Raw genomic sequence first — 18,742 nt, 5'->3', positions numbered from 1 at the left:
CCCGAGATTTTCTCCGTGCGTCTGATAGAGGTGCAGTTAATCACCACGACTTCTTTTCATCTGATTTTCAGGTGGATTTAGCTTGCCAATCAGATAGTCTTCCAGCGCACAGGCTAGATAGTTGTAGTCAGCGGGAAATCCAATCGTCGCGACAAGATCAGCTTGAAGAACTGCCCAGCGCTTCTGAAACTCGTACACAGAAGCGTCGTTCTCGCTGATTTGAATAACGTGAGAAAGCAATCTTCGGCTAATTCCGCGGTCTCGATAAATTCCGCCTCCTTTGCTTGCCCCCAACCCCACGTATAAAAGCTCCCCCAACCTGAAGATAGCGTACAGTCCGCCACGCTTGTAGTTCGGGACCGGACCATCCCATTTCCAAGAAAAATCCCACTCAGGCGCTTTGTCTTCGAGGCCCCAGTGGCGGGAGAAGAAATACTGAGTTTCGGAAGAGAGCTGAGATTTATCATTCATCGTTTTTTGTCTCCTCAAGTAGTGTCCAACATCCGTTTACCAAAGTCTGAGCGCCAACTTTCCTGCGATCACGAGAATTGGCAGGTCTCCAACATCGTATGTATTTGCTGAGGTTGCGCCCGTTTTTGCGCCTTGCTTTTTTGTTCTCGACCACCCAAGTATTTGAAGAAAGTGCTCCCAGTTTCGGTTTCAGCTCCTTTCCATCCCAAACCCAGGTGTTGGAAGACGAGGCGTTTATTTTCGGCTTGATCTCCTTGCCAGTCATAACCCAAGTATTGGTGGAATTTGCACCAGATTTCGGCTTTAACTCAGCGCCATTACAGATCCAGTTGCCAGGCACCTCGATTCTTTCAGTCATCGGATAGCTTCCTTTTTGAAATTTCAGAGACAGAATTGCCAAACCCTCTCAACCACCAATCCAGCATCGCTGAATCCACGACTGTTGCCGTGATTTCGTACTCGTCGCCTACTTGCTTGACGTCCTGATCGACAGATAAGGGCGACTCCAGCAGATGGAGTCCAGCCTCCTTGTCGATTCTGAATTGCAGGCGAATACGTTCACCATTGCCGTAGCCGAAGCCGAAGCGGCCATCGTCGTCGTACTTCTTGAGGTCGAATTCTTTGGGGCGCTCGAATGTGAAGGTCGAGGCCCTGGCTGTAACGATTCGGTTCAGAGCGAGGCTTCGTTCATTGTCGTAGCCATCGAACCGGCAAACGAGATACAGACGCGTACCCTGTTGTGCCAGACCCAGCGGCATCACGCGACTTTTTGCGCGTTTCCCGGCCGCATTCTGGTAGTCGATTTCGAGCCACCGGTTTTCATATAGCGCGTTGCTGACCTGTTCGAAAACGTCCGGGCTGATTTTTGGGGGTAGCAACGGTTGTGTCGTACTGACTACACGGACCTTGCCCAGCCACTCTCGCTCTCGCTGCGTCGCCATCTTGTCGCCAATCTGGGTACGGGCCTGAGCAAAGAAGCTTTCCATCGATTTCATTAACCTGGCTGGCAGCAGCGCATTCAAATGCTGCTCGGCCAGGATCAGCAAAAGCGACTCCTGCGTGGAGAGGCTCGGCAGCGATAGCCCCTTGGCATACGGCTTCCAACTGTATCGAAACGGCTTGGTGCTCTCGTCCCGCTCAAGATCGTAGGATTCGGCAAGCACTTCCAGTTGCCGCTGAATGGTCCGCATGTCCCGCTCGTAGCCCGCTTCCGCCAATTGGTCGCGCAATTCAGACGACGTGACGGAGCGCCCCCGGGGAATGCGCCGCAACAGTTCAAGCGAAATCTGTAGCGTTTCCAGTGAATCAGGTCGGCGAGGCATGATCAAAGTCTCAGTTCGTTTCGTCCGGCGAACACCTGCCACAGCCGAACCATCGCATAGGTATCGAGGCAGCAATAGGCGAGTAACTGCCGTTCGATTTCTGCTTTTCGCACGCTACTCGTGCCGGGGTGAATTCCTTCAAGGAAGGCATCCATTGCCATTCCGCCGTCCTGCACACCGTCGAGCGCGTCGTAACGCAGTTCGGGAACGACTGCCGGCAAGACCTTCTTGATGCTCCAGCTGCCCTCCTGACTTGGGTGGTAATAGTGCTCACGCGCGATGGGGAGAAGATCCACGACGCGATCGTTGATGGCTAGAAGATCACCGCTGAGCAGCGGAAAGCGGTCGGCAAGTTCGCGGATTCGAGCCGTTTCGAAGCCGGCGTTGTACACGAAGACGGGGCCGTGATGATCGCAAGCCGCCAGCAATGCCTGAGCAAAAGCTTCGGACGGATCATTCCCAGAAAGGTCCAGGAACGGGGTGTGATGCAGTTCACAACTTTCGTCCAGAACATGCAGACTGAACTGAAATGGAATCTGCTGATACGGGCGCGTGCCTTTCCAAATTGGTACGGCGAACTGGATCGTTTCGAAGTCCAGAAAACAGGCAGGAAGTGGATAAGCAGCCAAGGCTTCTGCGGTGGCCGCTCTGTCAAAGTAAACCGTACCGTGTAACGTGTAGTCTTTCACCCGAGCTTGTCGCTCGTTCAGCAGGGCATCTGGAACATCTCTCATGTCGATAATGCCCTGGTCGGCAAGCGCCTTTATCTTGCCCGATGTAATCCGGGGTAACCAATTGACCGGGCATTCCGGCTTGTTGTCATTGCGGGTGCAATAGCCATAGAAGCCACATTCGAACGGAGACCAGCACTGATCCCCTGTTGTAACGGCTGGTTCTGATTCGGCCTCTGCAATGGCCGCCGCTTTGGCAATCCAGCTTTCAACCTCATCGGCCCGTGCGAATGCCTCTTCCGTCAGGTCGTTTTCCTTGAGCAAGCCGCGATAATCGCCATCGCCTGGATAGGTCCATGAACTGTCGATATGCGCGAGAGCAACCGAGGCCAGCGCGATTCCCGCCGACCTAGCAACGTAGGACTGAACCGCAACGTCGTCACGGTGATAATTCTTTACCGATGTAGAGGATTTCACCTCTACCATATGCCACATCAAGCGACCATTGACTTCCTGCGGACGCATTACATCTGCGAAGGCCAACGCTCCAGTGGCAGAAAACCCAGCTTCGAATACGGGCTGTGGCGTTTGCATCAAAGCCTTGCTACGTTCAAAAGCCGCACCGAATCCCTCGGCTTCAATATCGATCATGGCTCCGCAAGCGTCAGGGTCGTAAACCTTCCGGGCTATATCGCCGACCTGGAATCCGACGCTGAAACTTGCCTGAGTTGCCGCCGAGTCTTCCCGTAGTTCCGGATGATGAATTTCCAGCCACATACGTTTTGGGCACTGGCGAAAGGCCACGAGTTTCGATTTCGAGAAAGTTCGCATAAAGCTATGTCTAGCCCTTTGGCCGATCAATACCAGATGAATGGACTGATGCGATTATGGCCTTTCTTGCGTCATTTTGTGTCGCACGATTACGGTGTTCGGATGTTTAACCGCCCCACGTGCTGTACTTCTTTTTCGTTGTTGTCTTGGGGTGGCGTCAATGCTGCCTTGATGCCCCGTCTGAATACTCCCTGGCTAAGCAAGGTTCTTGAGTTGCAAGCAGCTTTATACGACTGCTTTACCCAAGTAACCTACCGCCCTCTCAACGCGACGATGAATGTCTCTTTTGGGTCGCAAGCAGAAGTATCCCGCGTACTCCAGTTGCGTTTTCATGCGCCAACGCAACGCACCTTCGCCGGAACGTAAAGAAACTGCTCAACTACATCGATAAACAGCCAGCCTACGGGCATCCCACCGCGAACACCGCCGCGAACCCGCCGCCGCGCGTGCGGAAATTGGTCGTCTGGCCCTGATACAGCCGTGCCGAAACGAGCTGCACGTGCCCGCGATAGACAAAATTGCGCAGGTCGAGCTTGAGCCGCTGTTCGACGCCATCGACCATCAGCCGCCGTTCGGAGGGCGGAACCAGCGCCTGGGCGATGAAGCCGCCGCGGGCGATTTCCTCGAAAACGCGCTTCGTCACCTTGTCGCCGCGGTAGGTCGCCTTGCTGCCGAAACCGGCTTCGGGCTTGAAGAACCATTGCTTGCGCGTCGTCCAGAAGGATTCGGCGTTTTCCGGCGTCACTTCTTCGGTAGGAGGCACGCAGGTGCGCAGCAGCGCCCGTTCGGGGGCAGCGACGCCGATCGACTGCAGCCACGGGTCATCGCTCAACGCCACCAGATTGCGCTTGTCGGCGTACAGCGCAGGCGCGCGCGGGTGCGGCGTCAGCACCACGGCATCGGCGAGATAGGCGGCACGCAACACGGCGTTGCCTTCTCCTTCCAGCGCGAAATCGGTCAGGCGGTTGTAGACAAGGTCGATCACCTCGGCGTCGAGTGTCAAATGCGCGCCGTCGAAACGCAACGCTTCGGGCGCGCAGATGCATGCAGCGATGCCATGCGCCTCGAACAGTTGCCGGAAGAGTTCGAACTCCGGCGCGAGGAACTGCTCCGCGGGCGTTTCGTCGACGATGGCGATGCGCCTGAGCGGAACATCCCCGCGCGACAACCGCCACTCCTCGCGGAACATGGCGACGAAGTCGTTCTCGACCGCGTGCCGCTGCGCGCCCCGGCTCTGGACTTGCGGGCAGCAGGCGATCTGCGCATCGAGCAGCCGGGCGTTGAGCAACCCGCCGCCGGCATTGGTGTTGATCTCGATCAGGCGCGGGCCGCTTGGGTCGAGATGGAAGTCGTAGCCGAGGAAGGCTCCGGCGGCGCCGGGAACGTGCCGCGCGATCTCCGGCGCATAGGCCAGCACGCGCTCCTGCCAGGCGGGAAGCCCGACGAGGCCTTCGACGACGCGAACGAGCCGCGCCATGGCATCGAGGTGATCCTGCGCCACGAAAACCCGTGAAGGAGAAAACAGGTTCGGCCGCGACGCGAGGATTTCCGACCCGGACAGCCCCTCGCCGCCCTCGAACGACCGCCTCAGCGCGGCACGATCGACAGTCTGGCAAAAGCACTGCCGGTTGAGCAGCGTCGCCGCGTCGCGGCAATCGGCGGGCAGGTTGTTCAACGGGGAGAAATCGGAGTTTGCACTCATGCGGCGTGAACCGACGGAACGTCAAATTGGGGAAAGCACTATTTTACCGTTTGCACTGCTCCGCCTCGTCAGATTGTGGCTTTTGGCAAAGAACACCCCGCCCCTTGCTGCTAAACTCCGTTAGCTTGACAGGATTTCAGCCACCGCCAATGACTGTTCTCTCAGTTTCGTCAGGCCGTTCCCCAACGATAACCACACAACGAAGGAGCCCAGGCAACCATGGAAAAGACCCTGCGCGACGCTGCGCTTGAATACCACCAGTACCCCACGCCCGGAAAAATTTCGATCCAGCCGACCAAGGCGCTGACCAACCAGTTCGACCTCTCGCTCGCCTACTCCCCCGGCGTCGCCTACGCCTGCGAGGCCATCGTCGAGGACGAGAGCAATGCCGCGCTGTACACCTCGCGCGCCAACCTCGTCGGCGTGGTCACCAACGGCACCGCCGTGCTCGGCCTCGGCAACATCGGCCCGCTGGCCGGCAAGCCGGTGATGGAGGGCAAGGGCTGCCTGTTCAAGAAGTTCGCCGGCATCGACGTCTTCGACATCGAACTCGCGGAAAACGACCCGGACAAGCTGATCGAGATGGTCGCCGCGCTGGAGCCGACGCTCGGTGGCGTGAACCTTGAGGATATCAAGGCGCCGGAGTGCTTCTACATCGAGAAAAAGCTCAAGGAACGGATGTCGATCCCGGTCTTCCACGACGACCAGCACGGCACGGCGATCATCTCGGCCGCGGCAATGCTCAACGCATTGAAGGTCGTCGGCAAGGACATCGCGCAAGTGAAGGTGGTGTGTTCGGGCGCCGGCGCGGCGGCGATCTCCTGCCTCGACCTGTGGTGCAACCTCGGCATCCAGCGCGAGAACGTGATGGTTTGCGACTCGAAGGGCGTAATCCACGTCGGGCGCGACGCCAACATGGAGGCGAACAAGGCGCGCTACGCCCGCGAGACCTCTGCGCGCACGCTGGCCGACGCCGTCAATGGCGCCGACATCTTCCTCGGCCTCTCTGCCGCCGGCGTACTGAAGCCCGAGATGGTGGCAACGATGGCGCGGCAGCCGATCGTCTTCGCGCTCTCCAACCCGACACCGGAGATCATGCCGGAACTCGCGCATCAGGCGCGGCCGGACGTGATCATGGCCACCGGCCGCTCGGACTACCCTAACCAGGTCAACAACGTCCTCTGCTTCCCCTTCATCTTCCGCGGCGCGCTGGATGTCGGCGCGACACGCATCACTGAAGAAATGAAGCTGGCCTGCGTGCACGCCATCGCGGCGATGGCGCACGAGGCGGTCACCAGCGAGGTGGCCTCGGCCTACCCCGGGCAGGAATGGTCGTTCGGGCCGGAGTACCTGATTCCCAAGCCCTTCGACCCGCGCCTGATCCTGGTCATCGCCCCGGCCGTGGCCAAGGCGGCGATGGAATCCGGCGTCGCCAGCCGGCCGATCGCCGACATGGCCGCCTATGTGGAGAAACTCAAGGGCTTCATCTACCGCACCGGCGTCGGCATGCGCGCGGTGTTCGACGCCGCACGCACCGGAAAGCCCAAGAAAATCGTCTTCTCCGACGGCGAGGATGAGCGCGTGCTGCGCGCTGCGCAGATCGTGCTGGACGAGCGGCTGACCCAGCCGATCCTGATCGGCCGGCCGGACGTGATCGCTGCGCGGCTCGAACGCATCGGCTCCAAGCTGCGCATCGGCGAGGACATCGAGATCGTCGACCCGAACAACGACCCGCGCTACAACGAAGCCTGGCGGCACTATCACGGCCTCATGAAACGGTCGGGCGTGAATATCGACACCGCCAGGGCCACGCTGCGCCAGGACGCGACGGTCATCGGCGCCATCCTGGTCCGTCTGGGTTACGCCGACGGGCTGATCTGCGGCGTGACCGGCCACTACATGCACCACCTGCAACAGGTACGCGACGTGATCGGAACCGCCCCCGGCTGCTCGACGATGGCCGCGATGAATCACCTGATTCTGCCGGGCCGCGCGCTCTTCATCTGCGACACGCACGTTAACCCAGACCCGGACGCCCAGCAGTTGGCCGAGATCGCCCGGATGGCCGCTGATGGCGTGCGGCGCTTCGGCATCGTGCCGAAGGTGGCGATGCTCTCGCATTCGAACTTCGGCGACTCGGACACGCCCTCGGCGCGGAAGATGGCCGAAGCCGGCGCGTTGTTCCGGACGATGGCACCGGACGTGGAAGCCGACGGCGAGATGCACGGCGATGCGGCACTGTCGGAAGCCATCCGCAGCAAGTTCGATCCGGAATCGCCGCTCACCGGCGAGGCCAACATCCTGATCATGCCGAACCTCGATGCCGCCAACATCTCGTACAGCCTGCTCAAGATGACGGTGGGCGAAGGCATCACCATCGGCCCGATCCTGCTCGGCGCCGCGCGGCCGGTGCATGTGCTGACCAACACCGCAACGGTGCGGCGGATCGTCAACATGACGGCGCTGGCGGTGGTGGACGCGGCGGGCAAGTAGCCGGCCCGGCTTTTGTAAAACCAAGAACCCACCACAGGTACGGAGGCGCAGAGGAAGCGCAAGAGATACAAAATGGTTTTCTCTGCGTTGTCTCTGTACCTCCACGCTTTGGTCAGCGGTGGAGTGGCATTTCAAGTAATCGCCCTACCCCGGACGCCTAACCCGCGCCTTCGCGCTAGAATGGCCGCTCCGCTTCGCGAGCCCAAGCCATGCTGCCCGAGCCACTCTATACCAACGAGGCCATCCGCCGGATCGAAACAGCATTCTCCGAACTTCCGCTGATGCAGCGCGCGGGCCTTGCTGCCGCCGATCTCGCGGCAGAGCTCTGTGCCGACCGCGGCCACCCCGTGCTGATCCTCGCCGGCCCCGGCAACAACGGCGGCGACGCCTTTGAAGTTGCGCGACTGCTGAACGGGCGGTTCTTCGAAACCTGCGTGGTTTTTCCCGGCGATGCGGCCCGACTGCCGCGCGATGCAGCCGCCGCCTATCGTCGCTTTACTGACGCGGGCGGCACAACACGGAGCGACATCCCGCCGACCCAGCGCTGGTCGCTGATTGTCGATGGCCTGTTCGGCATCGGCCTCACCCGCGACATCGCCGGACAGTACGCCGAGCTGATCGACCAGGCCAACGCGCTGGCCGAACGCGACACTTGCCCGCTGCTGGCCCTCGACTGCCCGAGCGGACTCGACGCCGACACCGGCTGTTTGCACGGCGCCACCATCCGCGCCAGCCACACGATCACCTTCATCGCTGCAAAGCCCGGCCTGTTCACCGCCGACGGCCCCGACTTCTGCGGCGAGGTCAGCGTCGCTTCGCTCGACCTTGACACGTCCCGTTTTGGTGAGCCATCGGGCCGGACAATCACGCCCCATCTTTTCGCCGGCCTGCTGCAACCGCGCCGTCGCAATTCGCACAAGGGCAGCTTCGGCAACGTCGGCATTCTCGGCGGCTCCGCAGGCATGGTTGGCGCCGCGTTATTGGCCGCTCGCGCGGCGCTGCGCCTCGGCGGCGGGCGCATCTACCTCGGGCTGATCGATGAACGCGCCCCGGCGCTCGACCCGCTGCAACCGGAACTTATGATCCGCCGCCCCGACCGGCTGCTGGCCACCGACCTGACAGCACTGGCCTGCGGGCCGGGCATGGGCAACAACGGCGAGGTGATCGCGCTGCTGGAAACCGCCTGCCACCTGGACATCCCGCTGGTTCTCGACGCCGACGCGCTGAACCGCCTTGCCGAGAACCCCGAACTCCACGTCGCCGTCACCGGGCGCCACGCGCCGACACTGCTCACTCCGCATCCTGCGGAAGCGGCACGCCTGCTCGACTGCGCCACCGGCGAGATCCAGAGGGACCGGATCGGTGAGGCCTGCCGGCTCGCTACCCGCTTCAACGCTTACGTCGCGCTGAAAGGCTGTGGCACCGTCATCGCAACACCGAAAGGCGACTGGTTCATCAACACCTCCGGCAATCCCGGGCTCGCCACGGCCGGCAGCGGCGACGTACTCACCGGATTCGTGGCGACGCTCCTCGCCCAGGGCGCCTCCGCACGCGATGCCTTGCTGGCTGCCGTGCACCTGCACGGCGCTGCCGCCGATCACCTTGTCGCTGCCGGCATCGGTCCGATCGGTTTAAGCGCGGGCGAACTGATCGACGCCGCCCGAAGCTGCCTGAATACCTGGACAAATCAATGACGACTGCATCATCGTTCGAGTCTCCGAACGAGGAACATCGCCCACCATCCTGAATCCCGAACGACCGACAGCGGCTTCTCTCTTAAGCCCGAGCAACCGGTCGACAAGTACGACTGGGTCGTCGCGCACGATCTGAACCCGCAAAAGGCACGTATCCTCGCCTCGGTCGCCCTGACGCAGACGCATGACAGCAAGGAACTGCAGCGAATCTTCTGGGAATACTGATCCGGCACGGTCACCCGCCCCGCCACATGAAAAACGGGAGGCATTCGTGCCTCCCGTTTTTCGTTCGTTTCCTGTAAAACCCGGGCAGTCAGCTCCCTGCGGTTTTCAGCCCGAGGTCAAGCTGGCGAGAGCCACCGTCGTCGACGACCGCCGCGGCGAGCTTGTTTTCGCGCGCCTGCTCGATGGCATCGAGATACTCCGGGGTCACGTCGCCGGTCACGTATTGGCCGTCAAAGCAGGAACAGTCGAACTGCGACAGATCGGCCTTGAGTCCCGCGATGGACGCCTTCAGTTCGTCCAGATCCTGATACACCAGCGCGTCGGCCCCTATCTCCTTCGCAATTTCCTCTTCGGAACGCCCCGTGGCGATCAGTTCGCCGCGCGTCGGCATGTCGATGCCGTACACGTTGGGGAAACGAACGGGCGGCGCGGCCGAGGCAAAATAGACCTTGAGCGCCCCGGCGGCACGCGCCATTTCGACGATTTCGTGACTGGTCGTGCCGCGCACGATCGAATCGTCGACCAGCAGGACACGCTTGCCCTTGAACTCCTGACCAACCGTGTTGAGCTTCTGACGCACCGACTTCCGGCGAATCGACTGCCCGGGCATGATGAAGGTGCGCCCGATGTAGCGGTTTTTCACGAAACCCTCGCGATACGGAATGCCGAGGCGCTGCGCCAGTTGCATCGCGGCCGGGCGGCTCGAATCGGGGATCGGGATGACCACGTCGATGTCGTTCGGCAGATCCCGCGCCACCTTGTCCGCCAGATGCTCGCCCATGCGCAACCGCGTCTCATAGACCGACACGCCGTCGATCACCGAGTCCGGTCGGGCCAGATAAACGTACTCGAAAATGCACGGCGAGAGCACCGGATTCTCGGCGCACTGACGGAAGTGCAATTGCTGCGACATATCCACGAACAGCGCTTCGCCCGGCGCTACATCGCGCAGCACCTGGAACCCCAGCGTATCAAGCGCCACCGACTCCGATGCGACGAGATACTCCGGCCCCTGCGGCGTTTCATTGACGCCGACGACCAGCGGCCGGATGCCGAACGGATCGCGGAACGCCAGCAGGCCATAGCCGGCGATCAGGACCACCACCGCGTAGGCGCCCTTGCAACGGCGATGAACCCCCGCGACCGCGGCGAAAATCGTATCCAGGTCGAGCTTGAAGCCCTTCGCCGACTCCTGCAGTTCATGCGCAAGAACGTTGAGCAGGACTTCCGAATCGGAACTGGTATTGATGTGGCGCAGATCCTGCCGGAACATTTCCTCCTGCAACTGCGCCGTGTTGGTCAGGTTGCCGTTGTGCGCAAGAACCAGGCCGAACGGCGAATTGACGTAGAACGGCTGCGATTCGGCGGAATCGGACGATGAACCGGCTGTCGGGTAGCGACAATGCGCGATGCCCATGTTGCCGGGCAGAGCGCGCATGTTTCGGGTACGGAACACGTCCCGCACCGTCCCCGAGCCCTTGTGCATGAAAAAGGTGTTGTCCTTGCCCGTCGCGATGCCTGCCGCATCCTGACCGCGATGCTGCAACACCATCAGCCCGTCGTAGAGCAGTTGATTGACCGGCGTGTTCGCCATGACTCCGAGAATACCGCACATAGTGTCTTCCTACCTGAACCGAATCCGTTTGGCCACATCGGGCGGCAGCCAAGGCTTGCAGGCCAGCACCGCCGTTTCAAGCGGTGCGGAGAATGCCGCCTCGCTCCACCATTGTTCCTTCGCCAGCGACAGCGTCCCGCCCAGCGCCACCAGCGCCAGAACGATCAGTGCCCCCCGCGCCGTGCCGAACAGCACTCCCAGCGCGCGATCGCTCGGACTCAGGCCGAGCGCCTTGAGCAGGCCGCGAATCGCCAGGCGCACCAGCGCCATCAGCAGTAATACGATGACAAAAACCAGCACCCACGCAACGACGATCCGGATCGCCGGATCGGCAATGCCGCCGAGTAGTGCATTGGCGAATTCCGCTCCCCACCATTTGGCAGCGAAGAAAGCCAGCACCCAGGCAGCCAGGGCGATGATCTCGCCGACGACGCCGCGCCAGGCCCCCAGGGCCATCGACGCGAGCAGGATCGTCAGTACGACATAGTCGAAAACAGTCATTGCTTGGCGGCGATCACGCCGTTCACTCCGATCCGCTTGATCTTGTCCAACGCCTTCTGCGCTGCCTCCTTGGACGGGAAGGGACCGGCGCGCACGCGCGTCTTGCGCCCGCCGGACGTATCGAGCGGCTCGGTGAACACTCGGACGCCGAGTTCGCCGATCTTGGTCTGCAGTTGCTTGACGTTCGCCGGGTTGGCGAACGCGCCGATGAGAATCACGAACTGGCCGTTGGCGGACGGCGCCGGATTGTCGACCGTCTTGCCACCGAGAATCGCGGCGGCGCGCTGAGCATCCTTGGCGTCAGCCGGACGTTCCGAAGTCTTTTCGGCCGGCCTGGCAGGCTCCTTCTCGGGCGGTTTGACTTCTTGAGCAGGCTTTTCCTGCGGTTTTTCCGCTGCCTTTTCCGTTCCCCGTTCAGGCGTCTTTTCCTGGCCTTTCCCGGCCACTGCCTCCACCGCGTCAACCGTCTTGACCGATTGCGACGCCGCATCGACTTCCTTCTTTTCCGAAACCTTCGGTTTCAGGTTCGGCGCAAACGGCACCTGGTCCTGCCCCGGAATGCGGATCTGGACGTCCTGTACCTGCTGCTTCGGCTCCTCGTCCATGACCATCGGCAGAATGATCGCCGCCAGTCCGGCAAAAGCCACGGCACCGACGAGACGACGGCGCGCACGTTTCTTCAACTGCAACTGTGCATCAGGGGAATCGGACATTGCTAAATCGACAATCGGTAGCGGGAAGGGTAAGAATCGGGAACACCCCGGGGATCAGGAATCCTGCTTTATCTCGCGCAGGACGGCGGCAACAGTGACGAACGATCCGAAGGCGAGGATTCTATCATTTTCCCCGGCCACGCCGACAGCGCGGCGGAAAGCCTCCTTCACCGAGGAGAAGCATTCAACGGCCGCGTCCGGCTGGACTGACCACACCGCGGCAGCCAGCACCTCAGCGGCCGCGCCGCGCGGCCCTTCCAGGCTCCCCAGAAACCAGAGGTCGACGTCCTCGGCCATCGCCTGCAATGCTCCGGCGATATCCTTGTCCGCCAGCATGCCGACCACGGCGAACGTCCGTCCCGTGTTTTCCTGTGCCGCAAGCGTCTGCGCCAGACCGGCGACCGCCTGCGGATTGTGCGCCACATCGACGATGATTTCGGGCCGCTCGCTGACACGCTGGAAGCGCCCTGCCAGACGAACCTCTTGCAGCCCGTGCGCAACGGCGGCCACATCAACAGGCAGGCGGTCCTGCAAAATATCGACGGCCGCCAGTACCGCGCTGGCGTTCCCGAGTTGATGCGCGCCGGACAGCCCCGGCAGCGGCAGGGAATCCCGTTTTGTTCCACGCCGATTCCACCACGACCAGCGGTCGCCACTTCGCGAGAAACCGAAATCTCGCCCGATCAACTGCAGGTCGGCGCCGATCGCCGCGGCGTGTTCCATCAGCGACCGGGGCGGTTCGACGTCGGCACAGATCGCCGGCCTGCCACCGCGGAAAACACCTGCCTTCTCGTAACCGATCGATTCCCGCGTCGGCCCAAGCCAGTCGGTATGGTCAAGGGCAATGCCGGTAATCACCGAGACATCGCCATCGTAGATATTGACCGCATCCAGACGACCGCCAAGACCCACTTCGAGGATGACCAGTTCGGCTCCCCACTCCGCGAACACCTCCCATGCGGCGAGCGTACCGAACTCGAAGTAGGTCAGCGCGACGTTTCCGGCCGCCTGCCGCGCCGCCTCGACACGTGCGAAGGCCGCACACAAAGCTTCGTCGTCGACCGGCGCGCCGTCGATCCGCACCCGCTCGTTGTAGGTCAGCAGGTGCGGCGAGGTGTAACAGCCGACCCGGTAGCCGGCAGCGCGGCAGATCGATTCCAGATAGGCGCAGGTCGATCCCTTGCCGTTGGTGCCGCCGACCACGACGACCGGGCACATTTGCCGCTGCAGCAGGACCTGCTTGACGCGGGTCACACGCTCCAACCCGAGCTCGATCCCGGCCTGCCCTTTCGGGTGCAACCCTTCGAGGTGGGCAAGCCAGTCGTCGAGCGTTATCACGCGGCTACCGGAGCCTTTTGCAGCAGGCCGAGCAGCTTCGCCAGCGAATCCTTCATCTCGCGGCGATCGACGATCATGTCGACCGCCCCTTTGCCGAGCAGAAACTCGGCGCGCTGAAATCCCTCCGGCAGTTTCTGGCGGACGGTCTGCTCGATCACGCGCGGACCGGCGAACCCGACCAGCGCGCCCGGCTCGGCGATGACGATGTCGCCGAGGAAGGCGAAGGAGGCGGAGACTCCGCCCATCGTCGGATCGGTGAGGACCGAAATGAACGGCAGCCGGGCGTCCGCCAGCCGTCGTAGCGCCGCCGTCGTCTTGGCCATTTGCATCAGCGAGAATAGACCCTCCTGCATGCGTGCCCCGCCGGAAGCGGCGATGCAGAGAAAGGGCATGCGCTGCTCGACGGCCAACTGCACGCCGCGCACGAAGCGCTCGCCGAGCACGGAGCCCATCGAACCGCCCATGAACTCGAACTCGAACGCCGCGACCACCACCGGCAGCGTCTTCAGCCGTCCTTGCATCACCACCAGCGCATCGGTCTCGCCGGTCGCCTTCGTTGAGTCGGCCAAACGCTCGGTATAGGGCTTGCTGTCGCGAAAATGCAGAGGATCGGCCGGCCGCACGTCGGCGCCGATCTCGAAACGCTCCTCGGGATCGAGTAGCAGATCGAGACGCGCCCGCGCGGCAAGGCGATTATGATGGCCGCATTGCGGGCAAACCTGCTGGTTTTTCTCCAGGTCGGCCGCGTACAGCACCGCATCGCACGCCGGGCACTTGCTCCACAGCCCTTCGGGCAGAACGCTCTTGCGCTGGCCGGCGTCCGGACTGCGCTTGATTTTCGGCACTACCTGGTTCAACCAGCTCATCGCACGGCCCTCCGCACTCAGTTTTTGCTTGCCTCGTCTATACCGCGACGCAGGTCGGCGACAAGCGTCTTGACCCGCGCACAGAGCTCGTCGGCCGGCGCTTTCTCGATTTCCTCGATGATCCGGCTGCCGACCACGACGGCATCGGCAAAGCGGGCGATCGCCCCGGCCGTCTGCGCGTCGCGGATGCCGAAGCCGACACCAACCGGCACGCCAACCGCCGCATGAATTTCCGGAATCCGTTTGGCAACGGCTTCAACATCGAGTTGCGCGGAACCGGTCACCCCCTTGAGCGAAACGTAGTAGACGTAGCCGCTGGCCAGTTCGGAGACCATGGCTACGCGTTCCTCGGTCGAGGTCGGCGCAAGCAGGAAGATCGGATCGAGCGCGTTGGCCTGCATGGCCTTGGCGAAATCGGCGCTCTCTTCCGGCGGGTAATCAACAACCAGCACACCGTCGACGCCGGCGTCGAACGCCGCCGCCGCGAAGGTATCGACGCCCATCGCCTCGATCGGATTGGCGTAGCCCATCAGCACCACCGGCGTCTCGTTGTTGTCGGCGCGGAAGTTGGCGACCATTTCCAGCACCTGGCGCAGGCTGACCCCCTTGACCAGAGCGCGCTCGGAGGCGCGCTGGATGGTCGGCCCGTCGGCCATCGGGTCGGAAAACGGCACGCCCAGCTCGATGATGTCGGCGCCGGCTTCGACCAGCGTGTGCATCAGCGGCACGGTCAGTTTCGGGTCCGGATCGCCGGCGGTGACGAACGGAATCAGCGCCTTGCGCCCTTGCGCCTGCAGGCGCTCGAAAGTGGCTTGTATCTTCGACATGGCGCCTCCTCAGAAAGTGATGCCCGATTTTTCGGCGACGGTGTGCATGTCCTTGTCGCCGCGACCGGAAAGATTGACGAGCAGGATCTTGTCCTTGGCCAGCGTCGGTGCCAGTTTCATCGCGTGGGCGATGGCGTGGCTAGACTCAAGCGCCGGGATGATGCCTTCGAGCCGGCACAGCGTATGGAACGCCTGCAGCGCCTCCGCATCAGTGATCGTCGCGTACTCGGCGCGCTTGGTGTCCTTCAGCCAGGCGTGCTCGGGACCGACGCCCGGATAGTCGAGGCCGGCGGAGATCGAATGCGTCTCAATGATCTGGCCGTTGGCGTCCTGCAGCAGGTACGTGCGGTTGCCGTGCAGCACGCCGGGATGTCCGGCGGTCAGCGACGCCGCGTGACGACCGGTGTCGACACCGTCGCCCGCTGCCTCGACACCGATCAGGCGCACGTCGTCGAACGGGATGTAAGGATGGAAGATCCCCATGGCGTTGGAGCCGCCACCGACGCAGGCGATCACCGCATCCGGCTGGCGCCCGCAGAGTTCCGGCATCTGCTCGATACACTCCTTGCCGATCACCGCCTGGAAGTCGCGCACCATCATCGGGTACGGGTGCGGACCGGCGACGGTGCCGATGATGTAGAAAGTCGACGAGACGTTGGTCACCCAGTCGCGCATCGCTTCGTTAAGTGCGTCCTTGAGCGTCTTCGAGCCGCTCTCGACCGGCACGACAGTCGCGCCGAGCAGTTTCATGCGATAGACGTTGGCGGCCTGGCGCTTGACGTCCTCGGAGCCCATGTACACGACGCATTCCATGCCGTAGCGCGCCGCGACGGTAGCCGAAGCGACCCCGTGCTGGCCGGCGCCGGTTTCCGCGATCACGCGCTTCTTGCCCATGCGCCGGGCGAGCATGGCCTGGCCGATGCAGTTATTCACCTTGTGCGCGCCGGTGTGGTTGAGATCTTCGCGCTTCAGGTAGATCTGGGCACCGCCCATTTCGTCAGAAAGGCGCTTGGCGTGATAAACCGGGCTGGGCCGGCCGACATAGTGTTTGAGTTCGTATTCGAACTCCGCGATGAACTCGGGGTCTTGCTGGGCGGCGGCGTAGGCATCTTTCAGTTCGGCGAGTGCGGGAATCAGGGTTTCTGCGACGAAGATGCCGCCGTACGGGCCGAAGTGGCCGCGGGCATCGGGCAGATCATAGGTATTGGCAGTCATGGAATTTCCTTGAGGCAATTGAGATAAAACCGCAGGTGATCAGGCGATCACCGGCCTCAAGTGTGGTCGGCGAGAAATCGTCTCCAGCAGGTACGGGTACGTCCACCACAGGTCTTGCGCATCGTTCTTCCAGTACCGAAAAATCGGATCAATCGGTTGCCGCAGATTCCACCATATCCGCTGCGCGTACGGCGGCGACAAACGCGCGAATCTTGCACGAATCCTTGATGCCCTTGCCAACCTCGACGCCGGACGAGACGTCGACGGCCGCCGGTCGCACCCGTGCTACGGCCTCACCGACGTTCCCCGCATCGAGCCCGCCGGACAGGATCAGCGGCTTGGGCAACGTTGGCGGAATCAGGTTCCAGTCGAACACCGTCCCGCTCCCGCCATAGCCCTCCACGAACGCGTCAACCAGGATTGCCTGCGCTGATGAAAAGGCAGCGGCGTATTGTAGCAAATCGACCCCAGGCTTCATCCGGGCGGCCTTGACATAGGGGCGATCGAACTGCCGGCAGTAGGCTTCATCCTCGTCACCGTGGAACTGCAGCAGGTTGATCGGTACCGCCGCCAGCACCTCGCGAACGAATTCCGGCGTCGCGTTGACGAACAGTCCAACCGTCGTGACAAACGGCGGCACCAGACGCGCCAGACTTGCGGCCTTTTCCGGTGCAACAAAGCGCGGGCTGGGCGGATAGAACACCAGCCCCAGCGCATCGGCGCCCGCATCGACAGCCGCATGAACGTCCTCGGTTCGGGTCAGCCCGCATATCTTGATTCGCGTCCGCAACACAGTCCCTCCTCAAAGGATCATTGTACCGGGGAGGAAGGGCTCGGCGGGAATCGGCAGCCCCCAGCGTTCTTCGTAACGGACCCCGACGAGATACAGTCCGGCCGCCGCAAAGGTCGGCGCCGCCTTTGTCCGGTCGGCGGCGTCGAGCAAATCGCCGATCCACGACGGTGACTGTTTGCCCTGGCCGACATAGACCAGACTACCGACCATGTTGCGCACCATGTGGTGGAGAAAGGCGCTCGCTTCAAAATCGAAGACCACCATGTCCCCGTAGCGCCTGACTTCCGCATGGCGCAACAGCTTGATCGGCGAGCGGGCCTGGCAATCCGCCGCGCGGAATGCGGAAAAATCGTGCTCCCCGACAAGAAGCCGCGCCCCTTCCTGCATTCTCGCTTCGTCGAGCCCGTGGTGATACCACCCTGCACGCCCGTGCCACACGCCCGGCCGCTGAGCCCGATTGATCAAGAGATAGCGATAGCATCGCCCGAACGCAGCGAATCGTGCATGAAAATCTTGGTCAACACGACAAGCCCAGCGCACCGCTACTGTTGGCGGAAGAAAGGTGTTGACGCCGCGAACCCACGCAGACAATGGCCGGTTGGCCGTCGTCTCGAAGTGAACGACTTGCCCGGTTGCATGAACACCGGCATCCGTACGCCCGGCGCAAATCACTGGAACCTCATGCCCGGCGATACGTGCAAGCGCGAATTCCAGTGCGTCCTGGACGGTTCCCTTCCCGGGCTGAGTTTGCCAACCGCGGAACGCAGCCCCGTCGTACTCGACTCCCAATGCAAATTTCATGAATACCCACCCAGAAGAGCAACGAAGATCGCGGCACACAAGCATGTGATTGCCAGTCCGTCACGCCAGTTCAGTGCGTGCTGCTCAACCTCAATCCTTTCGCTAGTACATACATCGGGCATTGCCAGAAGAATTTTCCAGTCACGTGGACGCGGCAACGTCTCCACATATCGGAGGACAAGCATCAATCTGACAACCCCCCGATCCGCATTGACCCCCAACCTCTGGAACGGACGCAGTAGCGCCCGCGTGGCGGCAAGCAGGTCTGCCAGAGGGGTGAATTCAAGGAAGGCGGCAACGGTGATCAGCACAAGGAGCATCCGGGCGAGATGACGGGCTCCTTCACGAATCCCTTCATAGCTCGGAGAAAACAGACCTTCATTCCAAAGCGCTTTCCCCGGCACGCCCCAGGCAAAAATGACAAACAGCGAAGCCAGCAACCAGCGCGCCCTCCAGATCAGGCGCCAGGCGCGAAGTGCCACCCGCTTGCCGCATAGAGAAACGACAGAGAACGCCACGATAAACATCGCGCCGTCAATGAACTGGACGGCGATCAGCGTTGAAATCCAGATCAGCAAGCGAGTCGCGGGATGAATCCTTGAAGTCGGCATCGGCCTCAACCCAGGAATGAAGAAAGGCCGCACCCGCTATCGGGCACGGCCTT

The 18,742-nt window shown here is 62.0% G+C and carries 17 protein-coding genes; 2 read left to right on the top strand and 15 right to left on the bottom strand.

Going from position 1 to position 18,742, the window contains the following annotated elements; translation table 11 throughout:
• Nucleotides 1–36: 36 nt before the first annotated feature.
• The 5 genes from BO74_RS03505 to BO74_RS03485 all read right to left on the bottom strand — a co-directional run bounded on the left by BO74_RS03505 (nucleotide 37) and on the right by BO74_RS03485 (nucleotide 4,997).
• On the bottom strand, nucleotides 37–471 hold the full coding sequence (locus tag BO74_RS03505) for a hypothetical protein (RefSeq protein WP_496440048.1): 435 nt from the start codon (nucleotides 469–471) through the stop codon (nucleotides 37–39).
• Entirely contained in the window at nucleotides 464–829 is a 366-nt protein-coding gene (locus BO74_RS03500; RefSeq protein WP_496440047.1) for a hypothetical protein, read from the bottom strand. Before BO74_RS03500 ends, BO74_RS03505 begins: the two co-directional genes overlap by 8 nt.
• The gene (locus tag BO74_RS03495) at nucleotides 822–1,793 is read right to left on the bottom strand and encodes a helix-turn-helix transcriptional regulator (RefSeq protein ID WP_496440045.1); all 972 of its coding nucleotides are present in this window, start codon (nucleotides 1,791–1,793) and stop codon (nucleotides 822–824) included. Before BO74_RS03495 ends, BO74_RS03500 begins: the two co-directional genes overlap by 8 nt.
• A gap of 2 nt (nucleotides 1,794–1,795) precedes the next feature.
• The gene (locus BO74_RS03490; RefSeq protein ID WP_496440043.1) at nucleotides 1,796–3,241 is read right to left on the bottom strand and encodes a DUF2779 domain-containing protein; all 1,446 of its coding nucleotides are present in this window, start codon (nucleotides 3,239–3,241) and stop codon (nucleotides 1,796–1,798) included.
• Between the two features lie 454 nt (nucleotides 3,242–3,695).
• Complete coding sequence (locus BO74_RS03485) at nucleotides 3,696–4,997, bottom strand: hypothetical protein (RefSeq protein WP_496440041.1); 1,302 nt, start codon at nucleotides 4,995–4,997, stop codon at nucleotides 3,696–3,698.
• A 219-nt stretch (nucleotides 4,998–5,216) separates the two neighbouring features.
• Here BO74_RS03485 and BO74_RS03480 point away from each other — a divergent pair, with 219 nt between their 5' ends.
• Entirely contained in the window at nucleotides 5,217–7,490 is a 2,274-nt protein-coding gene (locus tag BO74_RS03480; protein WP_496440040.1) for an NADP-dependent malic enzyme, read from the top strand.
• Between the two features lie 209 nt (nucleotides 7,491–7,699).
• Complete coding sequence (locus BO74_RS03475; RefSeq protein ID WP_496440039.1) at nucleotides 7,700–9,184, top strand: NAD(P)H-hydrate dehydratase; 1,485 nt, start codon at nucleotides 7,700–7,702, stop codon at nucleotides 9,182–9,184.
• Nucleotides 9,185–9,497: 313 nt separating this feature from the next.
• Here BO74_RS03475 and purF read toward each other — a convergent pair whose 3' ends face one another.
• The 10 genes from purF to BO74_RS03425 all read right to left on the bottom strand — a co-directional run bounded on the left by purF (nucleotide 9,498) and on the right by BO74_RS03425 (nucleotide 18,689).
• A complete protein-coding gene (gene purF, locus BO74_RS03470; RefSeq protein WP_496440038.1) occupies nucleotides 9,498–11,024 on the bottom strand; it encodes an amidophosphoribosyltransferase in 1,527 nt (508 codons plus the stop codon).
• Between the two features lie 9 nt (nucleotides 11,025–11,033).
• Entirely contained in the window at nucleotides 11,034–11,525 is a 492-nt protein-coding gene (locus BO74_RS03465; RefSeq protein ID WP_496440036.1) for a CvpA family protein, read from the bottom strand.
• On the bottom strand, nucleotides 11,522–12,238 hold the full coding sequence (locus BO74_RS03460) for an SPOR domain-containing protein (protein ID WP_496440034.1): 717 nt from the start codon (nucleotides 12,236–12,238) through the stop codon (nucleotides 11,522–11,524). The genes BO74_RS03465 and BO74_RS03460 overlap by 4 nt, the downstream gene beginning before the upstream one ends.
• A gap of 54 nt (nucleotides 12,239–12,292) precedes the next feature.
• A complete protein-coding gene (gene folC / locus BO74_RS03455; RefSeq protein WP_496440032.1) occupies nucleotides 12,293–13,576 on the bottom strand; it encodes a bifunctional tetrahydrofolate synthase/dihydrofolate synthase in 1,284 nt (427 codons plus the stop codon).
• Nucleotides 13,573–14,442 (bottom strand): acetyl-CoA carboxylase, carboxyltransferase subunit beta, encoded by an 870-nt coding sequence (gene accD, locus BO74_RS03450; RefSeq protein ID WP_496440030.1) that lies wholly within the window; start codon nucleotides 14,440–14,442, stop codon nucleotides 13,573–13,575. Before accD ends, folC begins: the two co-directional genes overlap by 4 nt.
• Before the next feature lie 17 nt (nucleotides 14,443–14,459).
• Nucleotides 14,460–15,269, bottom strand: a complete 810-nt coding sequence (gene trpA, locus BO74_RS03445) for a tryptophan synthase subunit alpha (RefSeq protein WP_496440029.1) — start codon at nucleotides 15,267–15,269, stop codon at nucleotides 14,460–14,462.
• 9 nt (nucleotides 15,270–15,278) lie between these two features.
• Nucleotides 15,279–16,484: a tryptophan synthase subunit beta gene (gene trpB, locus BO74_RS03440; protein WP_496440028.1), complete on the bottom strand. Its 1,206-nt coding sequence runs from the start codon at nucleotides 16,482–16,484 to the stop codon at nucleotides 15,279–15,281.
• Between the two features lie 148 nt (nucleotides 16,485–16,632).
• Entirely contained in the window at nucleotides 16,633–17,277 is a 645-nt protein-coding gene (locus tag BO74_RS03435) for a phosphoribosylanthranilate isomerase (protein WP_496440027.1), read from the bottom strand.
• A 9-nt stretch (nucleotides 17,278–17,286) separates the two neighbouring features.
• Nucleotides 17,287–18,078, bottom strand: coding sequence for a tRNA pseudouridine(38-40) synthase TruA (gene truA, locus BO74_RS03430; RefSeq protein ID WP_496440026.1), 792 nt, complete (start codon nucleotides 18,076–18,078; stop codon nucleotides 17,287–17,289).
• Nucleotides 18,075–18,689 (bottom strand): CbiQ family ECF transporter T component, encoded by a 615-nt coding sequence (locus BO74_RS03425; protein ID WP_496440025.1) that lies wholly within the window; start codon nucleotides 18,687–18,689, stop codon nucleotides 18,075–18,077. The genes truA and BO74_RS03425 overlap by 4 nt, the downstream gene beginning before the upstream one ends.
• Between the last annotated feature and the right edge of the window lie 53 nt (nucleotides 18,690–18,742).

This window comes from Propionivibrio pelophilus DSM 12018 (genome assembly GCF_059569095.1).
Note: the sequence above shows the minus strand (reverse complement) of the source record. Positions and strands in the feature narration are given on the sequence as shown.